This window comes from Roseibium sp. MMSF_3412 (genome assembly GCF_030733265.1).
GTDB lineage: Bacteria > Pseudomonadota > Alphaproteobacteria > Rhizobiales > Stappiaceae > Roseibium.
In genome coordinates this window covers 19,238-39,896 of sequence record NZ_JASHJI010000015.1, presented here as the reverse complement: position 1 = coordinate 39,896, position 20,659 = coordinate 19,238, and the positions used below count along the sequence as shown (strand labels likewise).

The 20,659-nt window shown below is 57.5% G+C and carries 8 protein-coding genes; 6 read left to right on the top strand and 2 right to left on the bottom strand.

The window, feature by feature from the left end; all coding sequences use genetic code 11:
- The first annotated feature begins 82 nt into the window (after positions 1-82).
- Both RBB49_RS21645 and RBB49_RS21640 read left to right on the top strand, forming a co-directional pair.
- Positions 83-613, top strand: a complete 531-nt coding sequence (locus tag RBB49_RS21645; RefSeq protein ID WP_306144980.1) for a single-stranded DNA-binding protein — start codon at positions 83-85, stop codon at positions 611-613.
- A gap of 507 nt (positions 614-1,120) precedes the next feature.
- Positions 1,121-3,109, top strand: a complete 1,989-nt coding sequence (locus RBB49_RS21640) for a murein L,D-transpeptidase (protein WP_306144979.1) — start codon at positions 1,121-1,123, stop codon at positions 3,107-3,109.
- A 98-nt stretch (positions 3,110-3,207) separates the two neighbouring features.
- Here RBB49_RS21640 and RBB49_RS21635 read toward each other — a convergent pair whose 3' ends face one another.
- Entirely contained in the window at positions 3,208-4,359 is a 1,152-nt protein-coding gene (locus RBB49_RS21635) for a zinc ABC transporter substrate-binding protein (protein WP_306145084.1), read from the bottom strand.
- Positions 4,360-4,646: 287 nt separating this feature from the next.
- Here RBB49_RS21635 and RBB49_RS21630 point away from each other — a divergent pair, with 287 nt between their 5' ends.
- Both RBB49_RS21630 and RBB49_RS21625 read left to right on the top strand, forming a co-directional pair.
- Positions 4,647-5,129: a DUF3291 domain-containing protein gene (locus RBB49_RS21630; protein ID WP_306144978.1), complete on the top strand. Its 483-nt coding sequence runs from the start codon at positions 4,647-4,649 to the stop codon at positions 5,127-5,129.
- A 302-nt stretch (positions 5,130-5,431) separates the two neighbouring features.
- Positions 5,432-6,709 carry an HlyD family type I secretion periplasmic adaptor subunit gene (locus tag RBB49_RS21625; RefSeq protein ID WP_306145083.1) on the top strand — a complete coding sequence of 426 codons (1,278 nt, stop codon included), beginning with the start codon at positions 5,432-5,434 and terminating at the stop codon, positions 6,707-6,709.
- 107 nt (positions 6,710-6,816) lie between these two features.
- Here RBB49_RS21625 and RBB49_RS21620 read toward each other — a convergent pair whose 3' ends face one another.
- Positions 6,817-16,503: a cadherin domain-containing protein gene (locus RBB49_RS21620; protein WP_306144977.1), complete on the bottom strand. Its 9,687-nt coding sequence runs from the start codon at positions 16,501-16,503 to the stop codon at positions 6,817-6,819.
- A 201-nt stretch (positions 16,504-16,704) separates the two neighbouring features.
- Between RBB49_RS21620 and RBB49_RS21615 the strand changes: the two genes are divergently transcribed.
- Together RBB49_RS21615 and RBB49_RS21610 are read left to right on the top strand one after the other, a co-directional pair.
- Positions 16,705-18,420: a peptidase domain-containing ABC transporter gene (locus tag RBB49_RS21615; RefSeq protein WP_306144976.1), complete on the top strand. Its 1,716-nt coding sequence runs from the start codon at positions 16,705-16,707 to the stop codon at positions 18,418-18,420.
- Positions 18,417-20,633: a peptidase domain-containing ABC transporter gene (locus RBB49_RS21610; protein ID WP_306144975.1), complete on the top strand. Its 2,217-nt coding sequence runs from the start codon at positions 18,417-18,419 to the stop codon at positions 20,631-20,633. Before RBB49_RS21615 ends, RBB49_RS21610 begins: the two co-directional genes overlap by 4 nt.
- Positions 20,634-20,659: the final 26 nt, after the last annotated feature.

Below are 20,659 nucleotides of genomic sequence, written 5' to 3'. Positions count from 1 at the left end.
TAACAGGCAAGCGGTCTGCCGCCGGCATGCGTTCGGCGGCACGAAGAGCCGGAACGGCCTTGGTAATGAACAGGAGTACAGGATGGCGGGCAGCGTCAACAAAGTCATATTGGTCGGTAATCTGGGTGCCGATCCGGAGATCCGCCGGACTCAGGACGGTCGTCCGATCGCCAATCTTCGGATCGCGACGTCTGAATCCTGGCGTGACCGCAACAGCGGTGAACGGCGCGAAAAAACCGAATGGCATCGTGTGGTTATCTTCAACGAAGGCCTGTGCAAGGTTGCCGAGCAGTATCTGCGCAAGGGCTCCAAGGTTTACCTGGAGGGTCAGCTGCAGACGCGCAAATGGCAGGATCAGTCCGGGCAGGACCGGTACTCCACGGAAGTGGTGCTGCAAGGGTTCAATTCCAACCTGACCATGCTTGACGGACGCGGCGAAGGCGGTCAGACGGGCGGTCTGCCTGACTATGGCAACGATTCCCAGGGCGGCGGCGGCTTTGGCGGCGGCGGCGGTGGATACGGCGGCAGTTCGGGCGGCGGCGGGTCACAAGGTGGCGGCTTTGGCGGCCCGAGTGGCGGTGGCGGCCCGATGGACGACGAGATCCCGTTCTAGGACGGGTTTGTCGAAGCTTCACAGACAAAGATTTCTCCCCGGCTGATCCGGCCGGGCGATATCCTTCCGAATATTCCGGGCAGTGCGAAGGCGGCGGCGACAGCCTTGACCGTGTTTGCGCTGCCTGTGTGTCTCCACTGGCTGTTGCCACTGCGCGTGTCAAAACAGTGCCTTGGCTCTCCCTCCGGGAGTGCCACGGTTGATGAACTCGAATATGAGCGGCAAATTCGTCACACTGATTTGAATTCAAAAGCTGTGAATGAAGCTTGCTCTTAACCATCTCATCAAGACTGATATAGTATTAACCAGTTTGCTTTTCGTATTTTGCGGCGGTTTCCCGGATTTTCTCCGAACAAACACCGCCGCGACTCGAAGGGACTTGGTGCGGGAGGGCAGCCTTCCGGGCAAATGATTTACGTCGGTATGCAGCGAGTGACGGCTTTGGGTTGTACGCCGATTTTTGACCGGTTTACGAATTCGTGGGTTGAGACAATGCAGGCAAACAAGATGAAACATGCAACTGGCATGTGTGTCGGTTCTGACAAAAAAGAGACGGGCGGTGTTCGAAAGGTGACGGCGAATTCGCTGAAGGCCTGCCTCATGGTGACCGTTCTCGCATCCGGGTTCAGTGTCGCGCTTCCGGAAACAGCGTCGGCTCAGGGTCTGTTTCAACGCCTTTTCAATCCTGAAAATCACCGCCGGCAGCAGGAACGCCAGCGCCAGGAAGACCTTCGCAAAAAAGCAGTGTCTGTAAGGGTCGCGGCACCGCGCTATCTCAACTACACGCCGGACACGATGAAAAAGGTGTCCCTGGCACCGCTCTCGGAAAAGAAAACCGCGGAGCTTCAACCGGCTGCCGAAACACTGGAAACCGTGGATACTGCCAAGGTTGAAACGGACGCGGCTCCGGTGGAACCGGCGGTGCTGACGGCGTTCGATGAAGCGCGTCCGGCTCTCAAGGGCCTTTCCGTGACGGTTCTTCCCGAAGTTGGCGAAGCGCTGATTGCCCATTACCGCGAGCATCCGGACTTTGTCTGGGTCAATGAGGACGGCGTCACCCTGAAAGCTGCGAAGGCACGCAGGGAATTGGCCTCTGCGGACACGTATGCGCTGGTCCCGGCGGACTACTTCGTTCCGCTTCCGGCTCTTTCCGGCCTTGACGAAGAAGATCGCAACGCTGCCTTGATGCGCTTTGAAATGCAGATGAGTGCTGCGGCGCTGTCTTACGTTCTTGACGCCACACGTGGCCGGGTCGATCCGAACAAGATCTCCCAGTACCACGATCTGCCAAGGCACGACGTGGATCTGGTCGCGGCCCTGGAAGGACTTGCCGCATCCGCGGATACGCAGGATGAATTGGCTGCCCATCAACCGCAGAACGATCATTTCCGGGCGCTTGTGGCAGAGTTGAAGCGCCTGAAGGCAGAGGACGAAGACGCCAACCAGATCGTCATTGCACCGGGAACGTTTCTGAAAGCCGGCAAATCAAGCCCGGAAATGAAGAACATCGTCGCCGCGATCGCGAAAAACGGATCGGACGAGCTGAAAGCGGCGCATGACGAGACACTTGCCGGGTATGACGAGAGCGAAGAATACGCTCCCGCTCTGGTCAAGCTCGTCAAGGCTTTTCAGAAAGAAGCAGGGCTGACACCGGATGGCATTGTCGGCAAGAACACCATCAAGGCACTTGTCGGTGAAACCAATGCGGCCAAGATTGCCAAGGTCGAACTGGCGATGGAGCGCAGCCGCTGGATCCCCGAGGAACTGGGCAGCCGCAAGGTGTTCATCAACCAGGCAGCCTTCACCGCAACCTACACCGCGCCGAACGAAGAGCCCTTGTCGATGCGCGTCGTCGTTGGCAAGAAATCCAATCAGACCAACTTCTTCTACGACAAGATCGAAGTCGTCGAATACAACCCGTACTGGGGCGTGCCGTACTCGATTATTGTCAACGAGATGGTGCCAAAGCTCGCGCGGGATCCGTCCTATCTGGATAAGGCAGGATATGAAGTCACGACGCCGGGCGGCAGGAAGATTTCGTCGGCTTCGGTCAACTGGTATGCGGTGGCCGCAAAGCAGACGTCGGTCAATGTCAGGCAGTATCCCGGCCGCGCCAATGCGCTGGGAGAAGTGAAGATACTTTTCCCGAACCGGCATCACATCTATATGCACGACACGCCTTCAAAGAACCTGTTCAACAAGGATGTGCGCGCCTACAGCCATGGCTGCATCCGGCTGCATGATCCCAAGGGCATGGCAGCTGCCGTTCTCGGCAAATCCAAGGACTATGTGACATCGCGGATCGCCGCCGGTCAGAATGAGCAGGAACAGGTCACGGGCGATATCCCGGTCTATGTTTCCTATTTCACGGCATGGCCGGAACTCGATGGCAGCGGCATTGGCTATTACTCGGACATCTACGATCGCGATCGCTACCTGCTGAAAGCGATCGAAAAGACCGAGGCAGTGCGCGAAAAGGCACGCTCCGCAGGTTAGGCGCGGATACATGAACGAGAAACGCCGGGCAAATTGCCCGGCGTTTTTGTTTCCTCTCTTGGGTCGGGCCGAAAGCCCGCCCCGGCCTGTTGCCGCTGTCAGGATTGTCCGGACAGGCAGTCTGCAAGTGATTGCGACATGCTAGTCAGGAGGTCGGGATAAAGGTCCGGCCCGTTTTCCAAGCCTGTTCCAAGCGGATCCAGAGTGCCTTTGCGCGCATCGGTTCCCTCCAGTACGACATCGACAAGCTTGGCTTCGAACTGGGGCTCCTGGAACACGCAGGTGACTTCGAGGTCGGCCATCTGATCCTTGATTTCCGCGACGCGGCTGGCGCTTGCGACAGTTTCAGGCGTGAGCGTAATCGCACCACTGGCTTCGAAATCGAAATGGTGTTCGAAATAGTGGTAGGCGTCGTGAAAGACCACGAAGTTTTTCCCTTTCGCAGGCTCCAGCGTTTTGGCGAGATCGCCTTCGAGCGCTTCAATCCGCTCTGCGAAAGCAGCGGCATTCTGCTTGTAGGTTGCCGCATTATCCGGATCGAATTCTGAAAGCGTTTCCGCCATGGCAGCGGCGATCGCAATGCCGTTGTCCGGGTTCAGCCAGATATGCGGATCCATGCCACCGGCGTGGTCGTGTCCGTGATGATCATCGTGGCCGGCGTGTTTTTCATGATCGTGTTCGTCATGATCATGCTCGGCGTGTTCTTCATGCTTGTCGTGGTCATGATCGTCGTGATCGGCGTGTTTTTCATGATCGTGTTCGTCGTGATCATGTTCGGCGTGTTCTTCATGCTTGTCATGGTCATGATCGTCATGGTCGGCATGTTTTTCGTGATCGTCGTGATCATGCTCGGCATGCTCTTCATGCTTTTCGTGATCATGATCGTCGTGATCAGCGTGTTTTTCATGATCGTGTTCGTCGTGATCATGTTCAGCGTGCTCTTCATGCTTGTCATGGTCATCATGATCGGCATGCTCTTCGTGATCACCATGATCGTGATCATGCGCGTCGAAGTTGGCGCCTTCGCGGTAGGGCAGCAGGTCTATCCCCTTGGCATCAAGCAACTCGACCTCGACGGCATCGGCCGCCATGGCTTCGATCGGCTTGGCAAGCGAAGATGACAGGGACGGCCCAACCCAGAAGACAACATCTGCACCCTGGATCAGGGCTGCCTGGGATGGCTTCAGCGCAAAACCGTGCGGCGATGCGGCGCCGTCGATTATGATTTCAGGTTCGCCAACGCCTTCCATGACTGCCGACGCAATGGAATGGATTGGTTTGATTGTTGTGACGACACTGGGGGCGTCCGCGTTTGCAGCCGTCATGCCTGCAGCCAGAGCGATAGAGCCTGCGAGCATCGACCTTGTCAGCCTGCGGCCGGATATTCTTGCGGTATTTGAGAACGTGTTAGAAGGTGTCATGTGTCGAACCGTCTTCCAGAGAGAATTTCGTAACGCGTTACTTTATAACGTTGCTTCGAATCCCGTGCAAGCGCACATGAAGACGCAGCTCAGTCCAAAAGCGAGGGAACGGCCGGATGCCAAAACACTACATTGCGGAACTGAATATCGCTCGGCTGAAATACGACATCAATGACCCGAGGGTTTCCGATTTCGTGAATAATCTCAACAGGGTAAATGCGGTTGCAGAGCGGAGCGAGGGATTTATCTGGCGCCTCGTTGAAGATGCAAGCAAAGGCGAAACGACGGTCATTATGGACGATCCGAGGGTGATCCCGAACCTCTCGGTCTGGCAGGACGTCGTCTCGCTGGAGAAATTCGTATTCCAGACGGTTCACAGGCGTATCTATGCGCGCAGGGCTGAATGGTTCGAGGCCATGGAAAAGATGCATTTTGTCATGTGGCCCGTGCCCGCCGGACATCTTCCCGATCTGCCGGAAGCCCTCGAAAGGCTCGACATGCTCAACACGCATGGACCGTCCGACGACGCATTCGGATGGGACTATGCAAGAACAACCGGCGCGTGGCGCAACGGACGATGCTCCGACACGGCAGCATGAAAAGAGCCGTTGAAACGCGGCCCGGTGGGCTGGAAATCGGCGCGGACAATGTAGAACCATCTGGTTTGTCGCAGCCATGTGTTCACCATTTTGCGGGAACAGAGCCTGACACCAGGACTGGCAGGAAACGCCTCAAAAACAATCGTTTAGTGGTATGGTCCCAGCGTTTGCGCCTCAAATGGGTCACATCTTGATTCAGCAGATGTTTACTTTATTGGCGCACTGTTCGGGCACGAGTTTCAAAGTGGTTCCAGTTCATCATGTTTCGCCGCAAATCAGCCAAAGAAGAATATTCATTGGACATGCCCCTTGAGCTGGAGGAGGGGCCGCCTCCTTTTGCGTACCGGCGTATTCTTCAGGTCCTTTCTCTCGGCGCAGCCGCTTTTCTGGGCTGGTCGGTGGTTGGTCAGGTCCGAGAGGTGGCCAAGGCATCAGGCGAGATCGTCCCTGCCGGAAAGGTCCAGACCGTCGGACACCTTGAAGGCGGCATTGTTGCAGAAGTTCTGGTTCAGGAGGGCCAGCTTGTTGAAAAGGGGACGCCGCTCGTGCGTCTTCAGGAAACAGCGACGTCCAGCGACCTGGAGCGGGTTCGGACACGGCTTCAGTTTCTTGAGCGCGAGGAACAGCGTCTCGTCCTCAACCCGGACTTCTCCAACATAAGCGATCTGAGATCGGGCGGCGGATTCGATTTCAGCGAAGCCCAGCAAGCCGCCTCCGAGGCGCAGCAGCGTGCCCAGGAGCAGGAACAGCAGGCCCTGAAGGCACGGATCGACGAACGCGAGGCGGAGCTTGCCAGTGTTGTTGAACGAATTGCGTTTCAGCGGACGCAGCTAGAGATCGAACAGGAAAAGTTCACGATCCAGCAGACGCTCTATGATCAGGGTTATTCATCCAAACGCCGTTTCCTCGACGCGAAGTCCGCGCTTCAACTCGCGCAGAGTGCGCTGAGTGAACTCATCGGCCAAAAGGGTAGAGCCGAAGCCCGGCTTGCAGAAGCAAGCGCGAGTCTTGAAAGATCGATAGCATCCGCTGCAGAAGAATTGGCAGAGGAGCGGAGCCGGGTTGTTCAGGAGCGGAACGAGCTTGCCTTTGAGGCGGAAAAACAAAGGGACCGTTTCGACAGGCTCTTTGTCCGCGCGCCGGCAAGCGGACACATCAAGGCCCTCAATCTCAAAGGCCCCGGCAGTGTTCTGGCGCCCGGCGACGTCGTTGCTGAAATCGTGCCGAGCAACAGTGATCTGGTCGCAGAAGTTCGTGTTTCTCCGAGGGATATCGGGCATGTGGAAGTCGGCGACGAAGCTGAGATAGCCGTCACGACCTTCGATCCGAATATTCAGGGAACGCTGAAAGGTGAGGTCACCGTCCTGTCTGCGTCCAGTTTCCGGGACGAATACGGCAACTACTATTTCAAGGCGTCCATACCGCTGTCGTCCAACATGATCGGGCGCGGTGCACAGGCCGAGACGATTTCACCGGGAATGGTTGTTGACGCCAAAATTGTCACCGGCTCCAAGTCCGTCATGCAGTACCTGCTCAAGCCGGTCACGCGCGCAATCGGCGATCCGTTGAGCGAACGCTGACTGCGCCGCGCCTGTTTTTCTGTCCTAACCAAGAAGCCCGGTCGACCTGACCGGGCTTTTGTTGATGCGGCAGCGTTTTGCGGGCGGGTTCGCCGGACTCGTTTGTCTTACCAGCGTATTTCCTCGATTTGAGCGAAATCGATCTTGCTGCCATCGCTGAAATCGATGGACCCTTCGGCGTCTTTCGAGAGTTCCAGGCGGCTGTTTTCGGTGTCCGTCTTTTCAACGGAGCCATTGGTGATCGTCACTGTCCAGTCGGTGCCGTACTCCCCGGCCGCCGTCACGCCCGGGCCGCCGCCGAGATCGATGACATCGGTCCAGGCCGTGCCTGCACCGCCTTCGATGACATCGTTGCCGTCGCCAAGGCCATGCATGAAGAGGTCCGAGCCATCTCCGCCGTTCAGGGTGTCGTCTCCGGCACCGCCGACGATGATATCATCGCCGGATCCACCTGATATCGTGTCATCTCCGCCGTCGCCGAACAGAAGGTCGCGCCCGCCATTGCCTGTGATCTGGTCGTTCCCGGCAACCGAGCCGCCTTCAATGCGGTCGTTTTGATCGCCGGTTTCGATGATGTCGTTGCCGCCGACACCATCAACGGAATACGAACGGTCATCGGAACCCGTGAAGCTTCCGTTTCCGAGACCGCCAGTCATTTCGTAGCTGTAGGAACCGTTCACGTTGACGGTGAAGGTCTCGGAGGCCTCCTTGCCGTCTTCGGCGGTCGCCGTGACTGTCAGGTCTATCGAGCTTTCCACCTGGCTGTCGAAGAAAGCGTGGTCGGCAATCGTGACAACACCATCTGAATCGATGCTGAACCGGTCGTCGCTCAAAGCGTAGGTGAGGGCACCTTCGCCCGGCGTCAGTGCGGAAACGGAAATGCCGACTTCAGACCCGGCATCCGCGGTTTCATGGATCTGATTGCCGCTTGCGTTCTCGTCGAGCAGCGTGATTTCGCTGCTGAGTGACAGATCGTCCGTGGCCACCTTCCCATCAGCGAAGGTGAAGTCCTCAACATTGCTGACTGTCTTTGTGCCGTCCGGCGAGCCATCGCGCGTGTCGACGATCGTGTGGCTGCCGTTGCCATTGTCGTAGATCGCGTAATCGGCCTGGTTCCCGGACAGAACCAGCATGTCGTCTCCGGCACCGCCGTCAATGCTGTCATCTCCGCCGAACCCGAAGACAATGTCATCTTCGTCCGTGCCGATGATCCTGTCGGACTCTGCTGTCCCCAATTCTATCCCGACAGTCTTGTCGAGCGTTGCGCCGGCGGCATCTGCGACCTGGATCGTAACCGTGTCGCTCTTGGCCGTACCTGCATCGTGCTCGCGCGCCAGCGAAACCGAGCCGGTGTCCGAATTGATCTGGAAAGCACCGTCGCCGTCGTCGAGGAAACTGAAGTGAAACGAGTCGCCCGAATTCTCGTCGGTGATGGTCTCGATCCCGGTCAGTTCCGACCCCGCCGCGATTGTCTCTTCGCCGGCGCCATTCGACACGAGAACGGCATTGCTTCCAGGATCACCCCAGTCTTCACCGGAAACTGGGTTCTCGCTGATCCCCGTGATCTCGGCATCGCCGGTAACAGTGATCTGGTAGGGGCCGGTCGACGAGCCTGATGCCGGATAGTCAGATCCGCTGTCCAGAGCCTCGCCGGTGTCGAGCGGATAGCTGCCGATGACAACCATATAGGTCCCGGCTTCTAGACCGGTTTCTGCAAGATAGCTGTCGAAGGACCGGGTGCTGCCGTCGCTGCCGGCCGCTCCGTCGTCATTGCTTGCGATGAGCGTGTAGTCACCGCCACCATTGTCGCGATAGAGATAGATCTGGCTATCGAGACTGCCCGACTCATAGCCGGCTGCCAGCACATCGATCGTCAGATCTCCGCCGTCATGACTGATTGACCAGTGATCGACCGACTGGTTGCCGAAGCCGTCTGAAACAATCTCGCCCGTAACAACCGCATCGCCGCCGACAACTTCGGTGATGGACAGGCTTTCATTGGCGGAAAGGGCGATATCGGTCGGTGCGAGGTTGACGATGTCACCGAGCGAGTAGGTCCCGTCGGCGAATTCGAAATTTTCGACATTCGTGAGCGTGTCGGTTCCGTCCGGCGAGCCGTCCCGGTTGTCGACGATCGTGACTGTCCCGGCATCCTCGGTAACAGTGTAGTCCGCAAGATTTCCGGAAAAGCTGGCTGTGTCCGTGCCCGTGCCGCCATCAAGGGTGTCGTCACCCCCGCTTCCGGCAAGTGTATCGTCGCCCGCGCCGCCAAGGATGTTGTCGTCGCTTGCCGAACCGGTAATGGAATCGTCCCGGTCGCGGCCCTCGATCTGGTCTACTCCGGTGAGGTCTACCCCCGTGAAGTCCCAGTCGATCTCCGAATCGCTGCGCTGCGCTCTCAGTGTCTCTCCCGAAACGCCGCTTCCGTCGATTTCTTCAATGCCCTGTGTCGCCGCATTGAAAGTGTCTTCCAGTTCGAATTCGGTACCGGTGTCTTCGGCCAGAATGATCCGGTCCGTTCCGGTTGTACCTGTATCCGACAGGATGTCCGCACGGCCATCGCCACGCAGCATGTATGTGTCGCTGCCTTCACCGCCTTGAAGCGTGTCATTGTCTGCGCCGGCACCGCCATCTAGCGTGTCCTCACCGGCACCGCCCATGACAGTGTCGGTTCCATCGCCGCCATCCATGTCACCGCCGTCATCGTGCGCGGTGATGGTGTCGTTGCCGCTGCCGCCCGTGATCGAACTCTCTGCAACACCGGTATCGGTCATCGTGACACCGGTATCGTCAAGTTCCATGCTTTCGACGGCATCCGCCACATCGATCGTGAAAGTTTCTTCGGAGGTGGAACCGTCTGTGGAGGTCGCCGTGACCACGACATCGATGCTCGGTTCGGTTTCGTAGTCGAACTCCGCGCCCGCCGCGACGGTGACCTCGCCATTGTCGGACACCTCGAAGCGGGCATCGTCAACGGAATAGGAAACGCTGTCGGACACATTCGTGTCTTCGGCGCTCACCGAAATGCCGACGCTGTCGCCTGCGGCTGCATCTTCCGAGATCGCGTTTTCGGACGCATCCGCATCGCTTACGGCCGAAATGTCTTCTGGGACAAGGTCGCCTGCCAGCACATCGCCATCGGCGAAGGAGAACACCTCCACATCATAAACCGTATCGGTTCCGTCCGGGGAATCCGGACGCGTGTCGGTGATCGTGTAGGACCCGTTGGAATTCTCGACGATGTCATAGTCGTCCCGGTTACCGGAATAAACGGCGGTATCGGTCCCGCTCCCCCCGGAGATCCTGTCATTGCCGGCATCGCCCTGGAGCGTGTCGTCATCTTCCTCGCCGGACAGAGAATCATTTCCGGTTCCGCCCACAAGTGTGTCGTCGCCGCCGCCGCCGTATATGACGTCATTGCCGGCGCCGCCATCAAGCAGGTTCGCCTCCGTACTGGGCCGTGTTCCGACCTCATCGTCGATAAAGTCGTTGCCATCGCCGGCGTACACGGTATCGGCACCGGTGCCGAACTCGATGTGATCATCGCCTTTGCCGCCATGGATCGTGTCGGCACCACCACCGCTGAAGATCCTGCTGCCATCGTCGTGTGCCGTGATCGTCTCAGCCGCATCCGTTCCATAGATGGTTGGCTCTGCGACCCCTTCATCAACAAAAACGGTTTGTCCGGCCTGCAGACTGAATGTCTCGGCAACATCGGAAACGCCGATATCAACGACCTGCTCTGAGCTTGTGCCGTCGGAGGAGGTCGCCGTGATCGTGAGACTGATCGACGGTTCGGTTTCGAAATCAAACGACGCACCTGATGCGACCGTGACCGTCCCGTCATCCGCGACCTCGAAGCGGTTGTCATCGACGGAATAGGAGACCGTGTCGGTGGCATCGGCATCCTCTGCGAATGCTGTCACGCCGACTGAAGTTCCTTCGCCGGCATCCTCCGCGATGGTGTTGTCGGCAGCATTCGTGTCCGTAACCTTTGAAACGCTGGTCTCGTTCACATCGGATACGTCGATTGTGAATGTTTCTTCCGCTGTCGACCCATCGGAGGATTCAGCCGTCACTGTGACATCGATGGAGCTTTCCGTTTCCGCGTCGAACGACGCTCCGGCGGCGACCGTGACCGTCCCGTCATCCGCGACTTCGAAGCGGTTGTCATCGACGGAGTAGGAAATGTCGTCCGACACGTCGTCGTCGCTGGCAAAAGCCGTGATACCGATGCCGGTACCTTCCACCGCATCTTCAGCAATGGCGTTTTCGGCTGCGTCTGTGTCTTGCACCGGCGAAGCCGCGAATTCATTGATGTCGGCAACCGTTATGGTGAAGGTTTGCTGCGAAGAAGACCCATCGGTCGACGTGACGGTCACCACGACGTCGATCATGCCTTCCGTTTCAGCGTCGAACGTTGCTCCATCGGCGACCGTGACCGTGCCGTCATCGGCGATGTCAAAGCGGCTGTCGTCGACCGAATAGGAGACCGTATCACTGACGTCGCCGTCGGAGGCGGATGCCGTGACGCCGACATCCGTGCCGGTGGCCGCGTTCTCGGCGACCGAGTTTGCCGAAGCGTCGGTGTCGATGACGGCGGATACGTCCTCTTCGTCGACATCCTCGATTTCGACCTCGAAGGTCTCAGATGACGTCGACCCGTCGCTGGACTCCGCCGTAACGGTAATGGTGACCGTTGCTTCCGTCTCGGCATCAAACGTTGCACCTTCAGCAACTGTTACGGTGCCATCATCGGCAACGGTGAAACGGTCGTCGTCAACGGTATAGGAAACTGTATCGGTCGCATCCTCGTCGGTTGCGGCAACACTCACACCGATCTCATCGCCCGCGCCAGCATTTTCAGCCAGTGTGTTTGCAGTCGCGTCCGTGTCCTCGATCGATGAAACGGAATACTCTGAAATGTCGGCGATGAAAACGGTGACGTCTTCGCTGTAGGTAAGGCCGCCGGAATCGGTTGTCGTGACCGTGAGCACGATGCTGTCATCGCTCTCACGATCAAGGCTCTCGGTATCCCTGAGTTTCAGCACCATCACGCCAATGCCGTTCGCGACGATCTCGAAACGGTCATCAGAAACCTTGTAGGAGTGCTTGTCTCTGGCGTCGGCGTCGGTTGTCGATACGCTTCCAATGACAGCGCCGTTGACACCTTCGGCGATCGTCATCGGAATTTCGGTCAGGGACACATTGTCTAGAAGCGCGCCGTAGCTGTTGTTGTCTTCGGCGGTTTCGCGGAACTCGAGAACGTCATTCCCGCCTGTGCCGACAACCTGCAGATCGACTGCTTCCCAATCGCCGGTTTCCGGGTCGAAACGGGTGACCAGCTCGTCGTTCCAATAGACCTCGACCGTGCTCGTCTCAGAACTTGAACGCGCCATCGCGTCAAAGGAAAGGTCATAGACCTGCCCGAGTGTTGTTTCGACTGACTGCGAAATGGAGTTCACACCGCCATCGGAATCAAGTTCCAGATGCTTGTCGCCGTCCGTGGCATCGACGCTGCCGAGATTGTTCCAGACTTCAAGTGGTCCTTCGGAGGACCAGGAGCCAGAGGGATCTTCCTTGGCATGGGTCCAGGACCCTTTTGAAACGTCAAATGCCTCAAAGCTTCCGTTCTGGATCAGATTGCCGGGATTGCCCGCGATCAGGATGTCGGTCGGCGCGTTGTCATTGACGTTGCCAACCTCAACGGTGAACGTTTCCGATGAAGTCGATCCGTCAGTGGACTGGGCAGTGACTGTGACATCGATCGATGCTTCCGTCTCGGCGTCGAATGTCGCGCCGTCGGCAACCGTCACGGTTCCGTCTTCGGCAACGTCGAAACGGTCATCATCGACGGTGTAGGAAACGGTGTCGGACACGTCGTCATCTGCGGCGAATGCCGTCACGCCGATTTCAGTACCCGCGTCCGCGTCCTCAGAAACGGTGTTTGCCGATGCATCAACATCAAGAACGGAGGAAACATCGAATTCATCGACATCGGTAACCGTGATCGTGAATGTCTGCTGACTTGAGGTTCCGTCGCTCGAAACAGCGGTTACGACGACATCGAGCGCACCCTCTGTCTCCGCATCAAAGGCAGCAGCTTCTGCGACGGTCACCTTGCCGTCGGCGTCGATGTCAAACCGGCCGTCATCAACGGAATAGGATACAGTGTCGCTGACGTTGGCATCTTCCGCGAAGGCCGTGATGCCCACGAGGGAACCGGCTGCGGCGTCTTCCGCGATCGTGTTCTCGGTGGCGTTCGTGTCAGCAACGCTTGTTATGTCTTGCGCGATAAGGTCGCCGGCGAGAACGTCGCCATCGGCAAACCGGAGTGTTTCGATGTTGCGAACCGTATCCGTGCCGTCCGGAGCGCCGTCGCGTGTATCGGTGACCGTAAAGCTACCGTCCGGGTTTTCAGTAACGTCGTAGTCGTCGCGCTCGCCGGTGAAAACCACCGTATCAAGACCGGTGCCGCCATCCAGGTCATCATCCCCGGCACCTCCGATCAGCGTGTCGTCACCAGCGCTGCCGTCAATCACACCGCCGTCTTCATGCGCCGTAATCGTATCGTCGCCCGCGCCGCCGTTTATACTGGTTTCTGATACGCCTTCGTCGGTGAACACCACGCCGCCGTCGCTCAGAACGAGGTCTTCGGCAACATCATCAAAATCAACCGAAAAGGTCTTTGAAACTGTGTTTCCGCCCACGTCGGTCGCCGTAACGGTGACATCGACAGTAGGCTCGCTTTCAAAATCAATGACGGCACCGTCTTTGAGCTTCAAGGTGCCGCCGAGAACCTCGAAGCGGTCGTCGGAAACCGAGTAGGTGTGGGTGTCGCCGTTGTCCGGGTCAGAAACCGCCAGCGCGCCGACGACAGCCCCGGCCGTGTTTTCGGACAGCGTGCCGGTGTTGAAATTGTCGAGTGTGGCATCCGAATAGACGGATAGGCCTTCGTCATGGATCTCTCCGAGAAAGTCACCGCCGACATGACCCTGGCTGTGACCCGCCAGATTGCCAACGCCGATACTGTCGCCACCGTCCCAATCGCCGTCCGGCCATCCGGATCGCTGTGCAGCAAGGCTGTTGCTTTGATCCATTTCCCCGATTGCCAGTTCATCAGACAAGAGCAGCGTAATCGTGCCGGCTTCCTTGTTGAGTTCCAGCAGGAAGTTGTAATCGGTACCCGGGGAAATCTCGGCGCTGAGTTCCAGATTGTTGCTGTCGCCGGCGTAAACGTTGACGTGCCCGTTTTCGATGACAACGTTGAGCCCATAGACATTGCCGCCTGTCTCAAAAAGCGTTTGCGCCGTCGCAACGTCTTCAGCTGTCGTGAAAGACATCGCAAAGACGTTGCTATCGGTCTCAAGCCCGAGCTCTGAAATGCTGGTGCGGGATGTGTAGCCGTCGGCGGCGGTAAAGTCGGCCTTGTTGCCCGTGTCAAGCGCAAGCGCGAGTGGTGCCTCGTTGACGTTCTGGACCGCGATGGAAAAGGCTTCGGAATGGCTCAGTCCACCGGCGTCCGTGACAGTGACCGTGATCTCGTGGCTGGCCGCGGTTTCAAAGTCGAGAACGGCGCCTTCCTTGACGCGGATCTCATCGCCGACAATTTCGAAAAAACCGGATGGATCGTCCGTGATCTCATAAGTGTGGGTGTCGCCGTCATCAGGATCCGTTGTCGAAAGCCTGGCAACGACCGTACCGCCCTCGCTGTTCTCATCAACGACCGGTTTCAGATAGCTCTCAAGGGTCGCATCCGCGTAGACCGAAACGCCTTCATCGGCGATCTCGCCCAGGAAGTCACCGCCCACATGTCCCTGGCTGTGGTCCGCCAGGTTTCCGACACCAAGGCTGTTGCCTCCATCCCAGTCCTGATCGGTCCAGCCAGTCTGCAGGTCGGCCAGACTGTTGTCCGAATTCATGTCATTGAGCGGCAACTCGTCCGACATCAGCAAGGTGAGGGTGCCGGTCTCCTTGTTGAGTTCGAGCGCGAGATTGTAGTCCGTTCCGGCCTCAATGGGCGCACTCAGCTCCACATTGTTGCCTTCGCCGGCGTAAACGTTGAGCACACCGTCTTCGATGACAATGTTCAGTCCGTAGTAATTCCCGCCGGTCTCGAACAGCGTCTGTGCCGTATCAATATCACTTGCCGTGGAGAACGACACGGTTACGACGGTCGTATCAGCTTCCAGCCCCATGTCGGAGAGGCTTGAAGACGAGGTGTATCCGTCGGAAGCCGAAAAATCCGCAGCGGTGTCCAAGGCATTAAGATTGATGTTCTGAGGAGCCTCGTTGACGTCGTTCACCGAAATCGTGACATCTTCCGAATGGGATTGGCCGGCCGCGTCCGTGACCGTGAGCGTCAAAGTGTGTTCGTCCGCCGCTTCGTGATCAAGCAGAGCGCCGTCCTTGACGCGGATCTCGTTCCCGGTGATCTCGAAGAAACCGGATGGATCATCGGCGATTTGATAGACATGCGTATCGTTCAGATCCGCATCCGATACCGACAGGGTTGCCACGACCGTTCCGCCGGAGCTGTTTTCGTCAACCTCGCTGTCCGACAGCGCGATATCCGTCGGGGTTTCGTCATTGAGATCCGTGACGCTGATAGAAAACGTTTCGCTCGAGCTGGAGCCGTCACTCGACGTTGCCGTGACCGTGAAGGAGACATCACCTTCCGTGTCGGCATCGAAACTGGCCCCTTCAGCGAGTGTCACAACCCCGTTGTCATCGATCACGAAGCGTGGATCGTCCACTTCGTATGAGACGGTTGCCGTTGCATCTTCGTCGGTAGCCTGGGCGGTAACGCCGACAGCCGTCCCGGCAGCGGCATCTTCGCGAATCTGGTTCGCCGTGGCGTCGATATCCGAAACGGCCGAAATGCCTGTCTCATTGACGTCGCCAACCGTGATTGTGAAAGTTTCGGTGCTCGATTGACCGTCGGCGGCAAGAGCGCGCACGACAATATCGTGCGAGCCGGCCGTCTCGGCGTCCAGCTCTCCAGCAACGGTAACCACTCCGGTCGCGGGGTCGATCGCGAACAAGCCGTCTGCATCGTCGACCAGGCTGTAAGTGACACCGGAGGCATCCGAAGCATCCGCGTTTGCTGTAATTCCGGTCAATGCTCCGACCGCGGCATCTTCGTCAACCGTATTCTGTTGACTGTCGATGTCTGAAACATCAGACAGTTCGGAACGCGTATCCGGTGCAGGTTCAGGTTCCGCACTCCGGCTGCTGCCTTGCTCGAAGCTGCGGCTTGACGCTGACGCGGTTGCTGCCGCGGCAGCCGCTTGAGCGCCGCCCGGATCGTCCGCCTGGGCATTGTTCACAGGAATGTCGAGTGGATCGATTCGCTCAATTGCAGGCGCAGAAGCAGAACTTCCGCTGCGCGTGGCTGTTTCACCGCCCGCGACACGTGTCTCGGCTTCAGGCTCAACTGCTGTCTCAAGGTGATCCTTGGACGAAACCGGATGCGGCTCCGCTTGCTGGAATTCGCCGGGTCCCGGATTTTCCGCTACGGATACTGGAGAGGACGCGCCTTGCTTGAGGTCTTCGTCCGGCAACGGTTTTTCAAGATGGCTGCCCAGATGCAGGTTGGAAATCACCTGTTCACTGGAGACGCCCATGTCCTGATCAAGATGGTAGTCGTGTGCCTTGTCGAGATGCCGATCCTTCGCGTCGAGAAGACCGGAATGAAGGTATTCGTCTGAGCCCAGTGTCGAACCGCGATCATCCTTGTCTTCACCGGACAGCGGTTTGTTGTCGGATCCCCGATTTTCGGTGTCTTCTGCCATATGGCCGCCTGCTCACACGATTTCCACCCTGCGAGTGAACGACATCGTCCTTAATAAAGCGAAAAATTTTCATGAAAATTCTTTTTAGTTTCAGAAATATATTCGCGGAAGAAGCCGTAAGGTAAACGGTTTTTTAAACCCGGACGGAGCACCTTTGTCGAATGTGGGGTCGACTCTGGTTAGTCAATGTTGAAATCGTTTTTGTCATCTTTTTTTCTGCGCAGGATGCATATCGAGCATTCGCCGAGCGGCAAATGGATTTCGTCTCCACGCCTGCCACGTGATGTTGTGGTCGCATCCGTCTTTGCAAATATTCTCGGGTTGGCGATGCCGCTCGCTGTTCTGCAGGTTTACGACAGGGTTTTGCCGAACGCATCGACGGATACATTGCTTGTCCTGATGCTGGGTGTTGTTTGTGTTCTTGTTGCCGACGGGCTCATCAAGGTCGCCCGGGCCGCGGTTGTCGGCAGGCTTGGTGCAAGTTTCAATCATCAGGCGCACAAGGAACTGTTCCGGCGGGTGCTCGATGCAAAGCCGGAAAGTTTTTCAGGAACGCCCGTGTCTTTGCAGGTGCACAGGCTCAGATCGCTCCAGTCCATCGCAGACCATTATGGCGATCAGGGCAGGTTGCTCGCCATCGATCTTCCGGCAGGAGGGATATTCCTGGCGGTTCTGGTTTTTATCGCCGGACCGCTCGCCCTTGTTCCCGTAACCCTGTTGGCGGTTTTCATCCTGTTTGCGTTGCATCGAAGCCGTGTTCTGCAAAAGGTGGTTGCGGACCGGGCGACCCAGGATGATCGCAAGTCGGACTTCGTGCTTGAGGTTTTGTCCGGCGCCAGGACAGTCAAGTCGCAGTCGATGGAAGCGCTCATGATCCGGCGCTTTGAACGGTTGCAGAGAGAAACAGCAAACCTGAGTGCCGGATACATGCGTCTGGCGGGGCAGGCCAGGGACGCCTCCGCGGTATTTGCGACCCTCACGACCGTCTTCGTGGTTTTGTTCGGTGCTGTCATGGTCATAAACAATGGTTTCAGCATCGGCGGCGTCGCAGCGAGCACGCTCCTGTCCGGGCAATTCGTCCAGCCTTTCCTGCGTGCAATCAATCACCTGACAGACATGCAGCGCCTCAAGCATGACTATGAACAGGTCGACAAGTTGTTTGATCTGCCGACAGTGGAGAGCCGCGAGGAACTCACGTCGGAGCCCGCCGGTTCCATTCAGATGGTCAATGTCACCATGGACATCCAGAATGCACGGCGACAGGTCTTCACGGACCTGAACCTGACGATCAAACCAGGTGAATTTGTTGGGTTCAGCGGAGCGGATGGCAGCGGCAAAAGCACTTTGATGAAACTTTTTGCCGGCGAGCTGTCCCCCCTGAGTGGAGAAATCCTGATTGGTGGGCATGACTTCTCCGGACCTTTGAAAAGCGCGTTGCGCAAGCATGTTGCCTATGTCGACAGCAGGTCTGCTGTATTCAACGGCACGATCATCGAGAACCTGACGATGTTCGGCGCGGTGTCTGATATCGCGCATGCGCGTATGGCCGCGAAACTGATCGGTCTTGAAAAGGAAATTCATCTGCTGCCCAAGGGATACGAAACGCCCCTTGGTGCTGATCTCGTTGGAAAAATCCCCGCATCGACATTGCAGCGCATCTGCATCGCGCGTGCACTGGCCGGCGAGCCGAAAGTCCTGATACTTGACGAAGCGAATGCACAGCTGGATCAGCAGGCCGAAAAAGGGCTCGTGGATGCGCTGTACCGTTTGAAGGGGTATCTGACCGTCATCATCGTCACGCATCGGCCTTCAATGCTCGCGGTCGCCGACCGTCAGTACAAGCTTGCGGACGGCAGGCTCGAAGAAATTACCGAGGGGATTGTTGCGCGTCCGCAAAACGCGGGGATGTCAGCATGACCCGAGCCCTGTTCGACCTTGAAGATCTGAACCCGCAAGCCAATCCGGTCCACCGGCAGTGGAACGAACTGTCGGATGAGTTGCAAGGTAACGACGCCAGCGAAACGGCCTTCAACAAGCTCAGTGAGGGCAAGACGCCGGCCGAGAAATGCCTGGTTCCGCTGTTGCGCGAGATGAACTGGCAGGGCAATGACCGCCTTCTTTTCGAAGCTTTGCCGCACTTTGATCAGATCAGCACGATCCAGGAACTCAGAACAGTTCTGAACAGAATCAAGGTTGCCTCCAGCCGGTACCGCGCGAATCCTGCCGAAATTGCCGTGTCGCAACTGCCGTGTCTCAGTGTGACGGACAACGATGTGCTGGTCGTTGCCAACAAGACGGAAAATGGGGATTTTCGGGCATATTCGGGCCGGAAGGGCGAGGCCGTGGTCGTCTCGGCGAAGGAAATGGCGCGGCACGAGGTCTATACGGTCGCGGAAGAAACGGAAACTGACAGAAGTGCAGCCAACAATCGCAGTTGGTCGTCGCTTGCCTCAAAAAAATTTCGTGCCAGCATCGTCTCCATCCTGGCGATCGGGTTCGTTCTCAATATCCTGGCGTTGGGACCGCCATTGTTCATCATGGCGATTTACGACAAGGCGATGGGTGCCAAGTCGATCGAAGTCTTGCTGACGATGGCGGCGGGCATCGGAATTATCATCCTGAGCGAGCTGGCGCTTCGCAAAACCAAGAACAGACTGCAGTCCTACCTGGGCGGACGCATCGATGCCATCGTCGGAAACAAGACCTTCGAAAGGATCCTGCACCTTCCGTATTCCATGCTCGCAGAAGCGCCGATCGGAACCCAGGTCATGCGCCTGCGGTACTTCGACAGTGTCCGCGACATTTTTCAAAGCGCACTATTCACCGCGATCGTCGATATACCGTTCACGCTCATTTTCATAGCCGCGATCTTTCTGATAGGCGGGCCGGTGGCTTATCCTCCGCTTGCGCTGCTCGTCATCTATTCGGTCATCGCAGTCTACGTACTGCCGAAGGTTCAGCGTGAAGTCGCTGCTGTTGGCGAGCACAAGTCGAAACTGAACAGTTTCATGATCGAAACCTTCCGAAATCAGCGCACGCTCAGAGACCTCTCGGTAGAAGACACATGGCTGGAGCGGTTTTCCGGGCTTTCTGCAAATTTCAACAAGATGAACATTCATGCGCGCAATCTGACCCATCTCTTGCAGACGGTTTCGCAGACGCTCATGACGATCTGCGGCGTCTTTGTTCTCGGTATTGGCGCATTGCAGGTGATGAACGGCGACATGAGCCTTGGCGCGCTCATTGCCACGATGGCGTTGTCCTGGCGCGTTCTCAATCCGATGAACCAGGCCTTCTTGAGCATCACCCAGCTCGCACAAAGCAAGACCGTGCTCGAACAGATCGACAATCTGATGAAAGTGCCGTTGGAACGCGAACCTGGTTACCTGCCGAAGATCACCCGTGACATTCAGGGCGACCTCAAGATCACCTCGCTCGTGTTGAGGTATCCCGGCGCGACCGAGGCATCGCTGAAAGGCATCGAGCTTACGGTAAAACAGGGCGAACTCGTTGCGATCACAGGTCCGAGTGGGTCCGGCAAATCAACGCTTTTCCAGGCCATAAGCGGTCTCTATCAACCCCAGGTCGGCTCAATTCTCTTTGACGGTCTGGACGTTCGCCAGCTTGATTCCGGCGAGTGGCGCTCGCGGATCGGCTACGCGCCCGACGATCTCGATTTCTTCTACGGCACGGTAAAACAGAATTTGCTGCTGTCCGAGCCGGGGGCCAGTGACGCCCGGATTTTCGAAACCGCGGAAAAACTCGGGCTGTTGGCCTATCTTGAGGAAAACTTCGAAGGACTGGAAACGCGCCTCAACAGCAAATCCCTCAAGAAGATCCCGGACAACATGAAACAGCGCATCGTGCTTGCCCGAGCGCTCGTGAAACGGGTGCCGCTCTATCTTTTCGACAATCCCGGCATGCATCTCGATTTTGACGGCGACCGAAAATTCATGGACATGATCGGGCATTTGCGCGGCAATGCGACTGTTCTCATAAACACCCAGCGCCCGAGTCACATGAAAATGGCAGACCGCGTGGTCGTGTTCAATTCCGGACAGATCGCGATGATGGGGCCGCCTGATCAGGTTGTTCCCGTTCTGATGGGCAAGACCGCCAGGACCGGCTGAGACCGGCACCGGACGATCTTGTGCGC